This window comes from Chryseobacterium sp. R2ACT005, assembly GCF_049949215.1.
Taxonomy (GTDB): Bacteria; Bacteroidota; Bacteroidia; order Flavobacteriales; family Weeksellaceae; genus Chryseobacterium.
In genome coordinates, this window is record NZ_CP188192.1 from 288,042 (window position 1) to 303,773 (window position 15,732).

At 37.4% G+C, this 15,732-nt stretch carries 16 protein-coding genes; 7 read left to right on the plus strand and 9 right to left on the minus strand.

Annotated elements, in window-relative coordinates; all coding sequences use genetic code 11:
• Positions 1–35 precede the first annotated feature (35 nt).
• From folB to thrA, 4 genes are read right to left on the minus strand one after another with little or no spacing between them, the layout of a single operon-like run.
• Entirely contained in the window at positions 36–404 is a 369-nt protein-coding gene (gene folB / locus ACPF63_RS01335; protein WP_426481732.1) for a dihydroneopterin aldolase, read from the minus strand.
• A 4-nt stretch (positions 405–408) separates the two neighbouring features.
• Positions 409–1,713, minus strand: a complete 1,305-nt coding sequence (thrC, locus tag ACPF63_RS01340; protein ID WP_426481733.1) for a threonine synthase — start codon at positions 1,711–1,713, stop codon at positions 409–411.
• A gap of 14 nt (positions 1,714–1,727) precedes the next feature.
• Positions 1,728–2,654: a homoserine kinase gene (locus tag ACPF63_RS01345; protein WP_426481734.1), complete on the minus strand. Its 927-nt coding sequence runs from the start codon at positions 2,652–2,654 to the stop codon at positions 1,728–1,730.
• A 9-nt stretch (positions 2,655–2,663) separates the two neighbouring features.
• Entirely contained in the window at positions 2,664–5,111 is a 2,448-nt protein-coding gene (gene thrA, locus ACPF63_RS01350) for a bifunctional aspartate kinase/homoserine dehydrogenase I (RefSeq protein ID WP_426481735.1), read from the minus strand.
• Positions 5,112–5,443: 332 nt separating this feature from the next.
• Here thrA and ACPF63_RS01355 point away from each other — a divergent pair, with 332 nt between their 5' ends.
• The 6 genes from ACPF63_RS01355 to ACPF63_RS01380 all read left to right on the plus strand — a co-directional run bounded on the left by ACPF63_RS01355 (position 5,444) and on the right by ACPF63_RS01380 (position 6,844).
• Positions 5,444–5,644, plus strand: a complete 201-nt coding sequence (locus tag ACPF63_RS01355) for a bacteriocin-like protein (protein WP_426481736.1) — start codon at positions 5,444–5,446, stop codon at positions 5,642–5,644.
• A gap of 14 nt (positions 5,645–5,658) precedes the next feature.
• Complete coding sequence (locus ACPF63_RS01360; RefSeq protein ID WP_426481737.1) at positions 5,659–5,850, plus strand: bacteriocin-like protein; 192 nt, start codon at positions 5,659–5,661, stop codon at positions 5,848–5,850.
• 57 nt (positions 5,851–5,907) lie between these two features.
• Positions 5,908–6,078, plus strand: coding sequence for a bacteriocin-like protein (locus tag ACPF63_RS01365; protein WP_426481738.1), 171 nt, complete (start codon positions 5,908–5,910; stop codon positions 6,076–6,078).
• Positions 6,079–6,139: 61 nt separating this feature from the next.
• Complete coding sequence (locus ACPF63_RS01370; protein ID WP_426483193.1) at positions 6,140–6,217, plus strand: bacteriocin-like protein; 78 nt, start codon at positions 6,140–6,142, stop codon at positions 6,215–6,217.
• A gap of 190 nt (positions 6,218–6,407) precedes the next feature.
• Positions 6,408–6,617, plus strand: coding sequence for a bacteriocin-like protein (locus ACPF63_RS01375; protein WP_426481739.1), 210 nt, complete (start codon positions 6,408–6,410; stop codon positions 6,615–6,617).
• A 17-nt stretch (positions 6,618–6,634) separates the two neighbouring features.
• Positions 6,635–6,844 carry a hypothetical protein gene (locus ACPF63_RS01380; protein WP_426481740.1) on the plus strand — a complete coding sequence of 70 codons (210 nt, stop codon included), beginning with the start codon at positions 6,635–6,637 and terminating at the stop codon, positions 6,842–6,844.
• 52 nt (positions 6,845–6,896) lie between these two features.
• Here the strand turns inward: ACPF63_RS01380 and nadA are convergent, their stop codons facing one another.
• From nadA to ACPF63_RS01395, 3 genes are all read right to left on the minus strand, one after another.
• Positions 6,897–7,916 (minus strand): quinolinate synthase NadA, encoded by a 1,020-nt coding sequence (gene nadA, locus ACPF63_RS01385; protein ID WP_077419045.1) that lies wholly within the window; start codon positions 7,914–7,916, stop codon positions 6,897–6,899.
• 104 nt (positions 7,917–8,020) lie between these two features.
• Positions 8,021–8,584 carry a guanylate kinase gene (gmk, locus tag ACPF63_RS01390; protein WP_426481741.1) on the minus strand — a complete coding sequence of 188 codons (564 nt, stop codon included), beginning with the start codon at positions 8,582–8,584 and terminating at the stop codon, positions 8,021–8,023.
• A 77-nt stretch (positions 8,585–8,661) separates the two neighbouring features.
• On the minus strand, positions 8,662–9,519 hold the full coding sequence (locus ACPF63_RS01395; protein WP_077419047.1) for a YicC family protein: 858 nt from the start codon (positions 9,517–9,519) through the stop codon (positions 8,662–8,664).
• A gap of 293 nt (positions 9,520–9,812) precedes the next feature.
• On the opposite strand from ACPF63_RS01395, the gene miaA reads away from it, so the two are divergent.
• Entirely contained in the window at positions 9,813–10,733 is a 921-nt protein-coding gene (miaA, locus tag ACPF63_RS01400) for a tRNA (adenosine(37)-N6)-dimethylallyltransferase MiaA (protein WP_426481742.1), read from the plus strand.
• A 218-nt stretch (positions 10,734–10,951) separates the two neighbouring features.
• Here miaA and ACPF63_RS01405 read toward each other — a convergent pair whose 3' ends face one another.
• Together ACPF63_RS01405 and ACPF63_RS01410 are read right to left on the minus strand one after the other, a co-directional pair.
• The gene (locus ACPF63_RS01405) at positions 10,952–12,364 is read right to left on the minus strand and encodes an efflux transporter outer membrane subunit (RefSeq protein WP_180564530.1); all 1,413 of its coding nucleotides are present in this window, start codon (positions 12,362–12,364) and stop codon (positions 10,952–10,954) included.
• A 171-nt stretch (positions 12,365–12,535) separates the two neighbouring features.
• Positions 12,536–15,718, minus strand: a complete 3,183-nt coding sequence (locus ACPF63_RS01410; protein WP_077419050.1) for an efflux RND transporter permease subunit — start codon at positions 15,716–15,718, stop codon at positions 12,536–12,538.
• Positions 15,719–15,732 lie beyond the last annotated feature (14 nt).

Sequence of the window (15,732 nt, forward strand, 5' to 3'; positions counted from 1 at the left end):
TTTGTATGTTTTTTTAATGAACGAAAATAAGAATTTTAATTTTCCGGTTTAAAGCTTTTTTCCAGCTCAATGCTGGCACCTGTCATTTCTCCCTGCATAGGGGGAGCTGTTTTGGTAATTTTTAATTTAATATAATCAACCTGTGGAAAGCTGTTGTGGATGGTTGAGATTATTCTTCCGGCTACATGTTCCAGCAATCTGGATTTTATTTTCATTTCTTTGTGAAGAATATCATTGATATCCGCATAGCTTATGGTATCATGCAAATCGTCAGATGCTACTGCTTTCCACAGATCAGTATGAAGTTCTACATTCAGAATATAATACGTTCCGATAATGTTTTCCTCAGGAAGTACGCCATGGTACGCATATATTCGTACATCTTCAAGATATATTTTGCTCATTGCCTCATATTTTATGAAGCAAAAATCGTCTTAATTCTTCAAAATCTGAATTTATTTCTACAGTTTTTTTCTCCTTTTTCATCAGCTCGTTCAATGAATCCGGAATATCAATCTGGGTATGGATCGCTTTTTCTACAGCATCAGGGAATTTTACCGGATGGGCGGTACCAAGGATGTATCCTTTTTGACCAGTATTTTTTTGCAGATACTGTTCCATAGCAGCAAATGCTACGGCACTGTGAGGCTCCAGAATATAGGCGTATTTCTTATACACTTCTGTGATGATATTCATTGTTTTATCATCATCAATGGAATATGCAGATATTTTATTTTTTAAAGCATCAAACCGATGTCCGAAAAGCTCTAAAATCCTTACAAAATTGCTCGGATCTCCCACATCCATGGCATTAGATAAAGTAGCAACTGCTTTTTGTGGCTGGTAGTTCTGAGTTTTAAAATAATCAGGAATTACCTGGTTAGCATTACAGGCTGCAATAAAATGACTGGCAGGAAGACCTCTGAAATGAGCAAGAAGCCCGGCGCAGATATTTCCGAAATTTCCACTCGGAACACAGATTACCGGTTCTTCTTTATGATGTTGGATCCATTGTTTTAAAGCTATTAAATAATAAATCTGCTGAGGAAGCCATCTCGCAACGTTAATAGAATTGGCTGAGGTCAGAAATAACTGATTATTAATTTCTTCATCAGAAAAAGCCTGCTTGACAAGATTCTGACAGTCATCGAAACTGCCATTGACTTCCAATGCTGAAATATTTTCTCCTAGTGCTGTCAATTGTTTCTCCTGAACCGGGCTTACTCTGTTTTTAGGGTACAGTATGACCACATTGATTTGTGGAATCTTATAAAACCCACGGGCAACAGCACCTCCTGTATCTCCGGAAGTTGCCACAAGAACAGTAATTTTTTTCTGCTGATCTTTCAGAAAATAAGACAGACAACGACTCATAAATCTCGCACCGATATCTTTAAAGGCAAGAGTGGGACCATGAAACAATTCCAAAATAGAGATCTGCTCATTGATCTTTACCAGAGGAATTTCAAAACTGACCGTTTCTGCCACAATTTCTTTCAGGACTTCTGAAGGAATTTCATCTCCCACAAAATCTTTCATGCATTGATAAGCAATTTCTTCATTAGAATACTGATGAAGATTTTGAATAAATCCGTCGTCAAACTGAGGAATACTTTCAGGGAAAAACAATCCTTTTTCTTTTCCCTGACCTTTTATTGTTGCTTCTCTGAAGTTAATTTTTTCCAGAGTATCTTTTAAGTTATAATATTTCATTTCTGTTTTTTAGGTTAAACTTCTTCAACGATTTGAATGCCTGTTGGATTTATTTTTGAAACATATATAAGATTTTCTATTTCAATCTCATCATATACTGATTTCATCATCTGAGCAATTTTTTCTGCCGTTTCTTTTTGTTCAGACAGCATAAAAATAGAAGGTCCTGATCCGGAAATTCCTCCTCCCAGAGCTCCCAATTGCAAGCTTTTGACTTTAATTTCGTCAAATTTCGGAATCAGAATACTACGGATTGGTTCTATAATGACATCGTGAAGACTCCTGCCAATCAATGGAAAATCATTTTTCTGAATTCCTGCTACAAGACCAGCTATATTTCCCCATTGTTCTACAGCGCTTTTTAAACTGATATTTTTCTTTAATATCTGCCTTGCATCTGAAGTTTTGACTTCCACCTGCGGATGTACTGCCGTTACAAATAAATCTGGACTGTTCAGCGGAATGATATCAATGGGATTGGTAGATTTTACCAGGGTAATTCCCCCATAGATACACGGAGCAATATTATCTGCATGACGTACTCCTGAAGCCAGTTCTTCTCCAAACATGGCAAAATGAATCATCTCTTCTTGTGACAATTTGTTTCCTAATAATGCATTGGCTCCAAAGGCGGCTCCGGCGGCACTTGCCGCACTGGAGCCGAGCCCGCTTCCAGGTTTTATATGTTTACGGATAATCACCTCAAAACCATTCTTCAGATTAAAATATTCCTGAATTTTTAAAAGGACAATACCCGCAACATTACTGGAAGGTTCTTCGGGAAGTCCAAAAGAATCGGTATGTTTTATAATGATTTCAGGAGTTTCCAATAATCTGAATTCCATCTCATCATATGGATCATGGACAGCCATTCCCAGAATATCAAATCCGCAAACCAGATTGGCAACAGTAGCCGGGACTTTTAGTTTTACTTTTTTCATAATTGTATTTTAAATAGAACGAATAATATCTGCAAAAACTCCGCTTGCCGTTACATCAGCTCCGGCACCGGCTCCTTTTACGACCAAAGGCTGCTCGGAATATCTAAGGGTTTTAAAAATGACAATATTGTCTTTGCCATAAAGATGAAACAGATCACTGTCCGGAGCGATATGCTGTAAACCTACTTTTGCTTTTCCCTCTTCAAACTTTGCAACGTATTTTAATATTTTGCCTTCGTTTTTAGCTTCGTTAAATAAGTTTTTAAAGTGATTTTCATACACTGAGAGTTTTTCGTAAAAACTGTCAACGCTTCCCTGCATGCATTCTTCAGGCAGAAAACCTATGTTTTCAATTTCGTCAAACTGAAGGGGATATCCGGCTTCTCTTGCCAGAATTAAAATTTTTCTTGCTACATCAGTTCCCGACAAATCGAGTCTTGGATCCGGTTCTGTATATCCTTCTTTCTTAGCCTGAGCTACTACTTCAGAGAATGTTCTGCTACCATCATATTCATTAAAGACAAAATTCAATGTTCCACTCAGAACGGCCTGGATGGATTGGATTTTATCTCCGCTTTTGATGAGGTCGTTAATCGTACCTATCACAGGAAGCCCAGCTCCTACATTGGTTTCAAAATAGAAATTACAGCTGTGGTTTCTCGCTGTATTTTTTAAGGTTTTATACTTTTTAAAATCTGAAGAAGCCGCAATTTTATTACATGCAACGATATTCACACTTCTTTTCAATAGGCTTTCATACACTTCAGGAACGTCAGGGCTTGCAGTTATATCAACAAAAACGGAATTTCTAAGGTTTCTGTGGATAATTTCATTGGCAAATTCATTGGCAGAGGCTTTTTCTCCCTGTTGATTCCAGTTAAGGTAATTTTCCTTTGATATTCCCTGATCTGAAAACAGCATATAACGGCTATTGGAAATCCCTGCAATTCTCAAGTTGATCAAAAAGTTTTCCTTTAAATATTCGTTTTGGTCATAAATCTGCTGAATCAGTTTTGAGCCTACATTTCCTGTTCCACAGATATAGATGTGGATCTGTTTTATTTCAGACTCAAAAAATTCTTCATGAAGTACATTCACAGCTTTCTTACTGTCCTTTTCTGAAATAACAATACTGATATTTCTTTCCGAAGAACCCTGTGCGATCGCTCTTATATTGATTCCGTTATTTCCCAGGCATCCGAACATTTTTGCACTTACACCGCTTCTGCTTTTCATGCTTTCTCCTACAAGTGCTACAATGGAAAGTCCTGTTTCAATTTTTACGGCATAAACCCTTTTAAGATTGATATCATCTTCGAAAGAAAAATTGATCGCGTGTTCAGCCCGTAAAGCTTCTTTTTCTTCAATAGCTATGGTGATAGAATGTTCTGATGATCCTTGTGTAATAAGGATTACATTTATTTTTTCGTTACTTAAACACTGGAAAAGTTTTGCAGAAATACCCGGAATTCCTACCATACCGCTTCCTTCCAATGTAAGCAGAGCAATATTATTCATATTTGAAATACCTACTGCAATCTGTTTTTCATTGTCTGAAGATTTCTGTTGATGAGAAATTAAAGTTCCCGGTGATTCAGGATCAAAAGTATTCTTGATGATCAGGTCTATATTTTTTATCATTACAGGCTGAATGGAAGGTGGATAAAGTACTTTTGCCCCAAAATGAGAAAGTTCCATGGCTTCATGATAAGATATTTCTGAAATAGGTTTAGCATTGGAAGCAAGACGAGGGTCAGCAGTCATCATTCCGCTTACATCGGTCCAGATCTGTAGTTCTTCTGCATGAGCGGAAGCAGCAATAATAGAAGCAGTATAATCCGAACCGCCTCTTCCTAATGTTGTTGGGTTGTTCTTTTCATCATGAGCTACAAACCCCGGACCTATAATAATACGGTTCTGATTTTCATTCAGAAAATGAATAATATTTTTTTCGGTAGCGTCGAAATTTACTTTTGCATTGGTGAAATTGCTGTCTGTTCTGATCAGTTCTGCGGAATTCATCCACACAGAGTCTAATTCTTTATGCTGAAGTCTTGCTGCAATAATTTTTGAAGACAGAAGCTCTCCATAAGAAGCTATTCTATCTTTTATTCTGTTTGTCAGCTCACCAAGAACGGCAATTCCGTTGCAAAGATCTTCAATGTCATTGAAATGCTTTTTTACAAAGCTTAGCCATGAACTTTGTTCTGTGATTGGAAAAAGATCTTTGACCAGACTGATATGTTTTTCTTCCAGATTCTGAATAATCTGAACATAGTTTTCATCTTTCACAGAAGCATATTCTGCTGCCCTGATCAGTTGATCGGTAACGCCATGAAGTGCTGATACAATAACAACTATTTTGTTTTTTAAAGATTCATCTTTTATGATTTTTTCTACCAGTAGAATATTCTGAGAATGGGCGACTGATGTTCCGCCGAATTTTAAAACTTTCATCAATTATTTTTTTGAAGTTGGGTAAAAAGAAATGGTTACTCTTTAAAAAAAGAGTACGGTGCCGGAAATAATATGTGAAAATTTACCCCGTTATGGGGTAGTTGTTGTAGTTGTGAATGTAGAAACGGAAGATATGCCTGAAATAGGTAATCTCAGGTCAGAAATATCAGATATGTTTCTTAACAAATTCATTGTAACAGAACAAATGTACAAATTATTTTGAAACAGCCAAGTTTTTAACATAATAAAATATATTTCCTTTTTTAGAGATATATTTGTTGTAATTGATTAAAAATGTTACATTTATAAGATTAACTAATAACGACATAACCATGGAAAATTTAAAGAAAATTTCTCGGAAAGGTTTAGGGCAAATCAGTGGAGCGACATTCAGATGTGACGGATGTCCTACGGGTGGAGGATACGGCCCAGGCCCTGACTTTACACATTCCTGTGAAGAATATGATGCATTACCGGGACGCTGCAAATCCTGTGTATTCGTAAGTTCATTATGTATCTATCCTGAAATCTAATCAAAAAAATAAATATGAAAAATTTAAAGAAAATCATTCGAAATGATTTAAAATCTGTCAACGGTGGAATAGGCCCTTGTAATGCGAACCGTCCTGTCGGACCTTACGGACCAGGTGAACCAAGGTCATGTGCTGATTATCATGCCTTACCAGAATGTTGTAAGGGAAGAGTACTGGTAAGTTTTGAATGCTTTGGTCCTTATTAATTTTTAATGACAAAAAGTTTGTTGTTTTTTATTACAGAATACTAAAATTATTACAATATGAAAACAATTAAGAAATTATCACGCGAAGAAAAGAAAAACATCACTGGAGGATTTACCGATATCCAGATTGAAGCCTGTGGTGGTGAACAATTTGTATGTTTCCGAGGAGGGGGAAAATGGGGATGCTGGCTGAAACCGGGAGGAACCTGTTATGCACCAATGCTGTAAGTATTGCTGCTTATACAATCCAATGAAAAAAATTAAAACTTAATTTTAAAATTAAACTACCATGAAAAATTCAAAAAAATTAAACAGAGAAAGCTTAAGAGCTATTATTGGAGGTGGAGGAGAGATACCTGTGCTGTAGATCTTGATTGCGGACCGAAAGGTTGTGCGGTATGTACAGATTTTAGAGGGCGTAAAGTTTGTCTTTATCTTTTCCCTTATGATCCATCTATTCCAGGAAGCTGTATGGTTCTGGAAGGTTAGAAAATATATTATTTAAAAACCATCAATTTGTTGTAAAACATATAATCAACATTTAATTTAAAACTACTATGAAAAATTTAAAGAAATTAAACAGAAAAGAGCTTGAACAATTAAATGGAGCAGCAGGCCCTTCAAGATGTGCAGGATGCCCACAACATGCTACATACGGAGATGGTCCTGAATATCAGTATCCATGTTCTGCTTATCAGGGGCTTCCCGACTACTGCAAGATGTGTGTTCTGGTAAGTATGGAATGTGTGGACGGAGGAGTTTCTTAAAAGATAATCAGACTTTTATGAAAGATTTAAAGAAATTGAACAGAAGAGATTTGGAACAGATGATAGGGGCTGGTGTATCAAAATGTGACGGCTGTCCTACCCATCTGGTTTTTGGCCCAGGCTCTTCCAGTGATCCTTCATGCGAGGCATATTGGAGATTGTCTGAGAATTGCAGAATGTGCGTTGTTGTAAGTGCAGATTGTTTTGTTGCAATTCCTGCGGACTAAAAATAAAAAGGGCTGTCTCAAAAGTAAATTCTTTCAGAGACAGCCTCTTTGTTTATTTTATGCTTTTTGAAAGATCAAGCATTGCTTCAATAGGTTTCAATGCTTTTAATCTTAATTCTTCGTCGATAAGAATTTCCGGAAGTTCATACTTCATACATAAGTACAATTTTTCCATTGTATTACGTTTCATATAGAAACATTCCGAGCAGTTACAGCTTTCATCAAAAACCAATGCTGGAATCAGTTCCTTGTGAGGAGCACGTTTTCTCATTTCGTGAAGAATACCTTCTTCTGTAGCAATGATGAATTTCTGACAGTCATCTTTTTCCACATAATTCAACAGGGCAGAAGTAGAACCGATAAAGTGAGCCAGTTTCAAAACAGCTTCTTCACTTTCAGGGTGTGCAATCAGCTTGGCATCTGGATTATCTGCCAGCTGCTGGGCAATTCTTTCCATTGAAAATGCTTCGTGTACTATACAGCTTCCATCCCAAAGGATCATATCACGACCTGTTTTCTTAGATAAATATCTTCCCAGATTTTTGTCTGGTGCGAAAATAATAGGCCTGTCTTTCGGAAGTGCTTCTATTACGGTTTCAGCATTTGAACTGGTTACGATGATATCACTTTCTGCTTTAGTTTCTGCGTTACAGTTGATGTAAGTTGCAATTAAAGCATTCGGGTGCTGTTCACGCATTTTTCTTAACCCTTCTCCGGAACAACCGTCTGCCAGAGAGCATCCGGCCATGGTATCAGGAAGAACTACTTTTTTAGTTGGGTTCAGAATTTTAGCCGCTTCCGCCATGAAATGTACACCGCAGAATACAATCATGTCTGCATTCGTGTCTTTTGCCTGTCTTGCCAGTTGTAAGGAATCCCCCAGGAAATCAGCGATATCCTGAATCTCTCCCGGCTGGTAGTAATGGGCAAGAATAACAGCATTTTTCTCCTCTTTAAGTTTAAGAATGGCTTTTACCAACTCTTCTCCCTGAGGAATAGCTATATCTTTTATATCCAGAAATCCTCTGACAGGAATTGCAGATTTAGCTTTTTCTAATGTTTCGGTACTCATATCAACCTCAATTTTTTAGTATCAGAAGTTAGAGGTTAGAAATTGGAAGTTAGATTTTGAGAGTATTTCGGTTGCTCTCATCTTCTGCTTCCATCTTTCAGCCATTAATTACTGATAAAACTTTTTATTAAACTTTCTATTTCTTTTTTAGCTACATCAAGATCGGTATTAATCACGATCTTATCAAACTCGCTGGCGTAGGACATTTCTTCTTCTGCCTTTGCTACGCGGGTTTTTATGGTTTCTGCATCATCTGTATTTCTTGAAATCAATCTTCGTTCCAATTCTTCAATGGAAGGCGGTTCTATAAAAATGGACAGGGCTTTTTCACCGAAATATTTTTTTAATGAAATACCTCCTTTTACATCTACATCAAAAATAACTACTTTTCCCTGATTCCAGATTTTTTCTACTTCAGATTTTAAAGTACCGTAATATTTGTCAGTATATACTTCTTCATATTCTACAAAAGCACCTTCAGAAATTTTCTGTCTGAATTCATCAGGCGTAAGAAAATGATAATCCACCTGATGAACTTCGCTTCCTCTCGGCTGTCTTGTGGTACATGAGATTGAAAAATTCAGTTCCGGAAATGTTTCCAGAGAATGTTTTACCAATGTAGTTTTTCCGCTCCCTGATGGTGCTGAAAATATAATTACTTTATTCATTTTTTACAATTTCGGGTTACGGGTTTTGAGTGGCGGGGTATTCTTGCAAGTAATAACCACAATCTCATACCTCGTACCTACAATACGTTTAACGTTTGTTCTTTAATTTTTTCCAGATCATCTTTCATCATCACTACCAGTTTCTGGATTTCTGCGTGATTAGCTTTAGAACCTAATGTATTGATCTCTCTTCCGATTTCCTGAGAAATAAAGCCCAGTTTTTTCCCGTTGAAAGATTCATTGTCCATTACTTCTTTATAATATTTCAAGTGCTGGGTAAGTCTTACCTTTTCTTCAGAGATATCAAGCTTTTCAGTAAAATAGGCCATTTCCTGGTAAAAACGTGTTTCATCAACATTTTCAAATTCTTTCAAAGATTTCTGATAACGTTCTTTCACGCTTACAATTCTTTCTTCTTCAAAAGGAATCACTTCTCCAAGATATTTGTCAATATTCTGAATATTCCTGTTTAATTCTTCATGGAGAATGCTACCTTCAGTTCTTCTGAATTCTTCAAATCTGTCCACGGCATTATTGACAATTTTTGCCAATGATTCCCATTCACCTTCTGTAAGTTCATCAGGTCTTGATGAGATGGCATCAGGAAGTCTTACCGCCATTTTAAGGTATTCGAAATCGGGACCGTCAGAAGCTATGCCTTTAAGTTCTTTGATATAAGCGTCAATTAAATTTTTATTAATCTTTACATCATTTGACTCTTCAAGGTTCTCAATATTAACGTAGCAGTCTACTTTTCCACGGATAATTCTATCATTAAGAATTTTTCTGATTTCAAATTCTTTTTCTTTATAGCGTAAAGGAATTTTGATATTCAAATCAAAGCTCTTGCTGTTCAATGATTTAATATCTATTGTAATTTTTTTTCCTTCAAAAACATCTTCGGCTCTACCGAATCCGGTCATTGATAAAATCATAGTTTTTTATTGTTCTACAAAGATAAACATTTAAGTGTATAATGTAATAAGATGAAACTTTAACGTAAACAATCTGCTTATTCATTCTAAATTTATTTTTGAACCACTAAGAAGATTTAAACCGTTCCGTTTAATTAAGAAAAAATCTAATAGATTTTGATAAGCGTTATACTAAAAGCGAAGCTTATCTTAATATTCTCAACTTCTTCATAAAATCTTAATGGTTCAAAATAATAGCAGCTTTCTTTTGCAGAATAAAAATTCAAATGAATGCATTTTCGTAAATTAGCGCGGTGAAAAATAAAAATTTGATTTCTGTAGTAGGACCCACCGGAATTGGTAAAACGAGATTGGCAATTGATTTGGCCCAACATTTCAGTACTGAGATTATTTCCTGTGATTCCCGCCAGTTTTTTAAGGAAATGAAAATAGGAACCGCTGCACCCTCAGAAGAAGAACTGGCTGGGGCACCTCATCATTTTATCGGAAATCTTTCAGTTGAAGAATATTATTCTATAGGGCAATACGAAGAAGATGTCCTTCAGAAACTCAATGAACTTTTTGCAACTCATGATACCGTTATTCTTGTCGGTGGAAGTATGATGTATGAAAAAGCAGTGATAGAAGGTTTGCATGATCTGCCTGAAGCCAATACTGAAAATCAGGAAAAGCTTCAGATGATTATGGAGCAGGAGGGGATAGAAAAACTTCAGGAAATTCTACAGAAACTCGATCCCGAATATTTCAGTGTGGTGGATATTCACAACCACCGCAGGCTTCTACGGGCCATAGATGTGATCTGGCAAACGGAAACAAAATATTCTGAATTGATTGCAGTATCCCAGGATTCAAGGGATTTTAATGTCATCAGAATCGGAATAGAAGCTCCAAGAGAAGAACTGTATGACAGAATCAATCGTAGAGTAGACGTTATGATGGAGAACGGCTTGCTGGATGAGGTGAAAGGTCTTGAACAATTCAAAGAGCTGACTGCTTTAAATACAGTAGGCTATGCAGAATTATTCAAATATATTGATGGAGAATGGGATCTTGATTTTGCGGTTTCAGAAATTAAAAAGAACAGCCGCAGGTATGCCAAACGTCAGCTGACATGGTACAGAAAGGCGGATGATATTCATTATTTGCAGTTGGGATATGCTCAAAATGATTTTGAAAATTTACTAAAATGGATTGCTGAGCAGTTTCAGAAATAAATACTTTTTAAATTATCAGACAGCCTTTCTTATACAAACTTAATAAGCTTTGAAAATATAGATTCCTACGGAATGACAAACTGGATGCTTAATTTATCCATACACTATGTCATTCCGTAGGAATCTAAGTTTAAATTCATATTGTAATAAACAGAAACAATACAAAAAAATGCGGCTCTAAAAAGAACCGCATCTTAAAACAAATATAATTTAATTTACTACTTCCAACCGCCGCCTAGAGCTCTGTATAAATCTACAATGCTGCTTAATCTCTGTCTTTTAATGGAAGCCAGATTCAACTCTGCCTGTAGGGAATTTCCCTGTGCTGTAATCACTTCCAGGTAATTGGCTGAACCTCCTTTGTAAAGAAGCTGTGCACTTTTTATTCCGTCTTTCAAAGTCGTTGCCTGTTCAGTAGCTTTTTGTTCCTGAGCTTTTAAGTTTTCATTGGATACCAAAGCATCTGAAACCTCACCTACAGCATTTAATACTGACTGACGGAATGCCAGAACATTTTTCTCTCTTTGAATTTTAGCTACTTCAAGATCTGTTTTCAACTGTCTTTTCTGGAAAATAGGCTGGGTAAGTCCGCCCAGAACAGATCCGAATAATGATGCCGGAATCTGAAACCAGTTATCAAACTTGAATGAATTTACTCCTCCATTAGCTGTAATTTTCAGTGCCGGATACATATTGGCCTGAGCAATTCCTACGGTAGCATTCGATTCCAGTAAAACAAGTTCCTGCTGGCGTACATCAGGTCTGCGGCTTACCATAGCTGCCGGAAGTCCTGCAGTAATATTCTGAGGTAAAGAAGTATCAGACATTTCAATGGTTCTGTTTACTTTATTAGGCAGTTCTCCCACCAAAATGCTCAATGCATTTTCCTGAATAGCAATATTCTGTTCCAGTTGAGTAATCAGAAGTTCTGTTGCCTGTTTCTGTGCTGCGGCCTGCTGTACGCCTAAAGAGGTATTATCACCACTTTCCCACATTTTTTGTGTGATCATTAGGGTATTACTGCTTAGCTCCAGATTCGATTTTGCAATAGCTAATTGTCTGTCAAGCATCAACAGGTTATAATATCCCTGAGCAATAGCTGCTACTACCTGAGTCTGAACTGCTTTTGATCCTTCATAAGTCTGAAGATACTGCATTCTTGAAACTTCCTGCTGGTTTTTAATTTTCCCCCAGATGTCAGCTTCCCATGAAAGGTTGAAGGCTGCATTGTAATCTTCAACATGGTTTTGTCCTAAAAATGAATTTAAGCTTTTTCCGTTCATGCTGTTTTCTGAAGGTTTTGAAATTTGTGCAGAAACAGCGAATCCTACATCGGGATATTGCAGATATTTTGCCTGTTTCAGTTTTTCCTGTGAAGAGGCAACCTGTTTTAATGCAATCTGAAGGTCATAATTATTTTTGATTCCTTTTTCAATCAATCCCTGTAAAATGGGATCGCTGAAGAATTGTTTCCACTCCAGATTGGCTATGCTGGCAGTATCTGCAGTTGCGGTGTACTGGAATTTTTCCGGAAGTGGAAGCTCCGGCTCCGTGTATGCCAGTTTTGACACACACGAAACAGAGCCTATGGCCACCGCAAATGTTAGAATAATATTTTTTACTCTTTTCATAGTTTTTTAACTTTTAATTGAATACAAAACTTAGAGAGGTTTCGTTGATGCAAAAATTGTCTTTAGTAGGAGAAAATAGTTAGCTTTCCAAACCATCAAGAACAAATAAGAGACTCGTTAATCTTTTGTAATCTTAAAGTTTTCTCTAAGTTTTTGTAATTCATTTTTTTATTAGTGAGTAGCAGTTAAAAGTTCTTCCTCCATTTGTTTTTTCAGAAGTCTTTTCTGTTTTCTGCTTGGCATTTTTTCATGCAGGTACTGGAAGATCACATACATTACCGGAATAATAAAAATTCCGAATACTACTCCTGTAAGCATTCCTCCTACGGTACTGTACCCGATAGAGTGATTTCCTTTTGAAGAGGCACCTTGTGTCCATACCAGCGGAAGCATCCCCACAATGAAGGCAAAAGAGGTCATTAAGATTGGTCTTAAACGTAATCTTGATGCCTGAAGGGCAGATTCAATTAATGTTTTCCCTGCTTTTCTTCTCTGTACAGCAAATTCTACAATCAGGATGGCATTTTTCGCCAATAATCCTACCAACATGATCAATCCTACCTGAACGTAGATGTTGTTATCAATTCCTGCCAGTCCTGTGAAGGCAAATACTCCGAAAATACCTGTAGGAATCGTAAGAATAATAGCAAATGGAAGAATATAACTTTCATACTGAGCTGCGAGTAAGAAATAGACAAACAAAATACTTAAGAAGAAAATAAATGCAGTCTGCCCGCTTGTTTTGATCTCCTCACGGGTAATCCCTGTCCATTCGTATCCATAACCTCTTGGTAATGATTGTTGTGCAACTTCTTCTACCGCTTTGATAGCATCTCCGGTACTGTAGCCAGGTTTTGGAGTTCCGTTAATTGTTACTGCGTTGAAAAGGTTATTTCTTGTTACTGTTTCAGGACCGAAAGATCTTTTTAACGTTACCAGTGTTTTTGCAGGTACCATTTCTCCCGATTTATTTTTTACATAAATCCCCTCCAGAGAGTTGACGTCAGTACGATAAGGAATATCTGCCTGTGCCATTACTCTGTAATACTTTCCGAATCTGTTGAAATCTGATACAAAGCTACTTCCGAAATAGATCTGCATCGTCTGCATCAGCTCTGTTACAGAAACCCCCAGCTGATTGGCTTTATCAGTATCTACATCAATGGTATACTGAGGGTTTCCTGCAGCATATGTCGTAAAGGCAAATGCAATTTCAGGTCTTTTCATCAATTCACCAATGAACTGCTGAGTGGTTGTTCCAAGCTGTTCAAAGGAACCATTTGTTTTATCCTGAAGCATGAATTCAAATCCGGAAACGTTACCGAAACCTTGTACAGTAGGGAAGTTGAAGAAGAATGCATTGGCATCTTTCACCTGGCTTACCTTTCCTGTTAAAGTTCCTGCGATCTGATCAGGATCTTTCATTTCACCACGTTTGTCATAATCTTTAAGCTTAATGAAACCTGCAGAATATGGAGAAGCATTGGCATTACTGATGAAGTTCATCCCATCGGCTACCCAAAGGTGGTTGGTTGCTTTCTCACCATTGATAATTTTATCAATTTGTGCTGTCGCTCTGTGCGTTCTTTCCAGTGAACTTCCCGGAGGAGTATTTACTGCATACAATACGAATCCCTGGTCTTCCGTAGGAATAAATCCTGACGGTGCTTTTTTAATCAGGAATATACTTGCTGCTGTAATGACTACAAGTCCTCCTATCGCAACCCATTTATTTTTAATTAAAAACTTAAGGCTATAGATATATTTTCTGGTCATGTTGTTGAAGCTTGCATTGAATGCATTGAAAAATCTTGCTCCAAAACCTGTTTTATGACCGTGTTCTCCATGTTCTCCCTGAGGGTCATTTAAGAACATTGCACACAACGCCGGACTTAATGTCAATGCGTTTACTGCTGAAATTAAAATCGCAATTGCTAAGGTAAACGCAAACTGTCTGTAGAAAACTCCTGCAGGTCCCTGCATGAAACCAACCGGAATAAATACCGCACACATTACGAGTGTAATGGAGATAATAGCTCCTGAGATTTCACTCATCGAGTTCATTGTAGCATGTTCCACAGGCATTCCTGTTTGTTCCATTTTAGAATGGACGGCTTCCACCACTACAATGGCATCATCCACTACAATACCAATGGCCAGAACCAATGCAAACAGCGTAAGCATGTTGATGCTGAAACCAAAGAGCTGAAGAAAGAAGAATGTTCCGATGATCGCAACTGGTACTGCAATAGCCGGAATTAATGTAGATCTGAAATCCTGAAGGAAAATATATACTACAATAAATACCAGAATGAAGGCAATGACTAAAGTTTCCACAACCTGATGGATAGATGCATCCAGGAAGTCTTTGGAATTATACATGATAATTGGCTTTACTCCTTTTGGAAGGGTAGTTTCCATTACTTTCACCTGACTTTCAATTTCAGTAAGGATTTCATTCGCATTGGAACCTGCAGTCTGTAAAATTGCAAATCCGGCAACCGGTTTCCCGTCTACTCTGTTTGTTGCCGTATAAGTATAAGAACCGAATTCTACTCTTGCTACGTCTTTTAATCTTAAGAATGAACCGTCACTATTGGCTTTAATAGCAATATTTTCATAGTCTTCATTCTTATTCAGTTTTCCTTTGTATTTAAGGATATACTCGTAAGTTTCCTTACTTCCCTGTCCCAAACGGCCCGGAGCGGCTTCAAGATTGTGATCTTTGATAGCTCCAAGAACTTCCTGAGGAGAAAGGTTGTTGGCAGCCAGTCTGTCCGGTTTCAGCCAGATTCTCATCGAGTAATCTCTTGTACCGAATACCTGAGCCTGTGCTACCCCTGGAATACGCTGTATCTGAGGAATAACATTAATCTTCAGGTAGTTTTGAAGGAATAGTTCGTCATATTGTTTTTCATTTTCACTGGTCAAACCCATGAACATGATCATACTGTTCTGTACTTTCTGGGTAGAAATCCCGGCCTGTACTACCTCCTGAGGTAATTGGCTCATCGCTTTCGATACACGGTTTTGTACGTTTACAGCTGCATTATCAGCATCAGCACCCTGCTTGAAGAAGACACTCAGTGTCATTGTACCGTCGTTACTGGAATTTGAGGTCATATACGTCATGTTCTCAACTCCGTTCACGGCTTCCTCAATTGGGGTAGCAACCGAACGTGCTACAACCTCCGCGTTGGCTCCCGGATAGAATGCAGTTACCTGTACACTTGGTGGGGCGATGTCCGGAAAGAGGGCAATCGGTAAATTAAAGAGAGACAAGGCTCCCAATAATAAGAGTATTATGGAGATGACCGTTGAAAGGACCGGTCTTTCTATAAATTGTTTTAACATAAGAAGTTTATTTT

Coding starts and splice junctions, on each gene's coding strand:
- folB (WP_426481732.1), bottom strand. CDS start 404: ATGAGCAAAATATATCTTGAAGATGTACGAATATATGCGTACCATGGC.
- thrC (WP_426481733.1), bottom strand. CDS start 1,713: ATGAAATATTATAACTTAAAAGATACTCTGGAAAAAATTAACTTCAGA.
- ACPF63_RS01345 (WP_426481734.1), bottom strand. CDS start 2,654: ATGAAAAAAGTAAAACTAAAAGTCCCGGCTACTGTTGCCAATCTGGTT.
- thrA (WP_426481735.1), bottom strand. CDS start 5,111: ATGAAAGTTTTAAAATTCGGCGGAACATCAGTCGCCCATTCTCAGAAT.
- ACPF63_RS01355 (WP_426481736.1), top strand. CDS start 5,444: ATGGAAAATTTAAAGAAAATTTCTCGGAAAGGTTTAGGGCAAATCAGT.
- ACPF63_RS01360 (WP_426481737.1), top strand. CDS start 5,659: ATGAAAAATTTAAAGAAAATCATTCGAAATGATTTAAAATCTGTCAAC.
- ACPF63_RS01365 (WP_426481738.1), top strand. CDS start 5,908: ATGAAAACAATTAAGAAATTATCACGCGAAGAAAAGAAAAACATCACT.
- ACPF63_RS01370 (WP_426483193.1), top strand. CDS start 6,140: ATGAAAAATTCAAAAAAATTAAACAGAGAAAGCTTAAGAGCTATTATT.
- ACPF63_RS01375 (WP_426481739.1), top strand. CDS start 6,408: ATGAAAAATTTAAAGAAATTAAACAGAAAAGAGCTTGAACAATTAAAT.
- ACPF63_RS01380 (WP_426481740.1), top strand. CDS start 6,635: ATGAAAGATTTAAAGAAATTGAACAGAAGAGATTTGGAACAGATGATA.
- nadA (WP_077419045.1), bottom strand. CDS start 7,916: ATGAGTACCGAAACATTAGAAAAAGCTAAATCTGCAATTCCTGTCAGA.
- gmk (WP_426481741.1), bottom strand. CDS start 8,584: ATGAATAAAGTAATTATATTTTCAGCACCATCAGGGAGCGGAAAAACT.
- ACPF63_RS01395 (WP_077419047.1), bottom strand. CDS start 9,519: ATGATTTTATCAATGACCGGATTCGGTAGAGCCGAAGATGTTTTTGAA.
- ACPF63_RS01405 (WP_180564530.1), bottom strand. CDS start 12,364: ATGAAAAGAGTAAAAAATATTATTCTAACATTTGCGGTGGCCATAGGC.
- ACPF63_RS01410 (WP_077419050.1), bottom strand. CDS start 15,718: ATGTTAAAACAATTTATAGAAAGACCGGTCCTTTCAACGGTCATCTCC.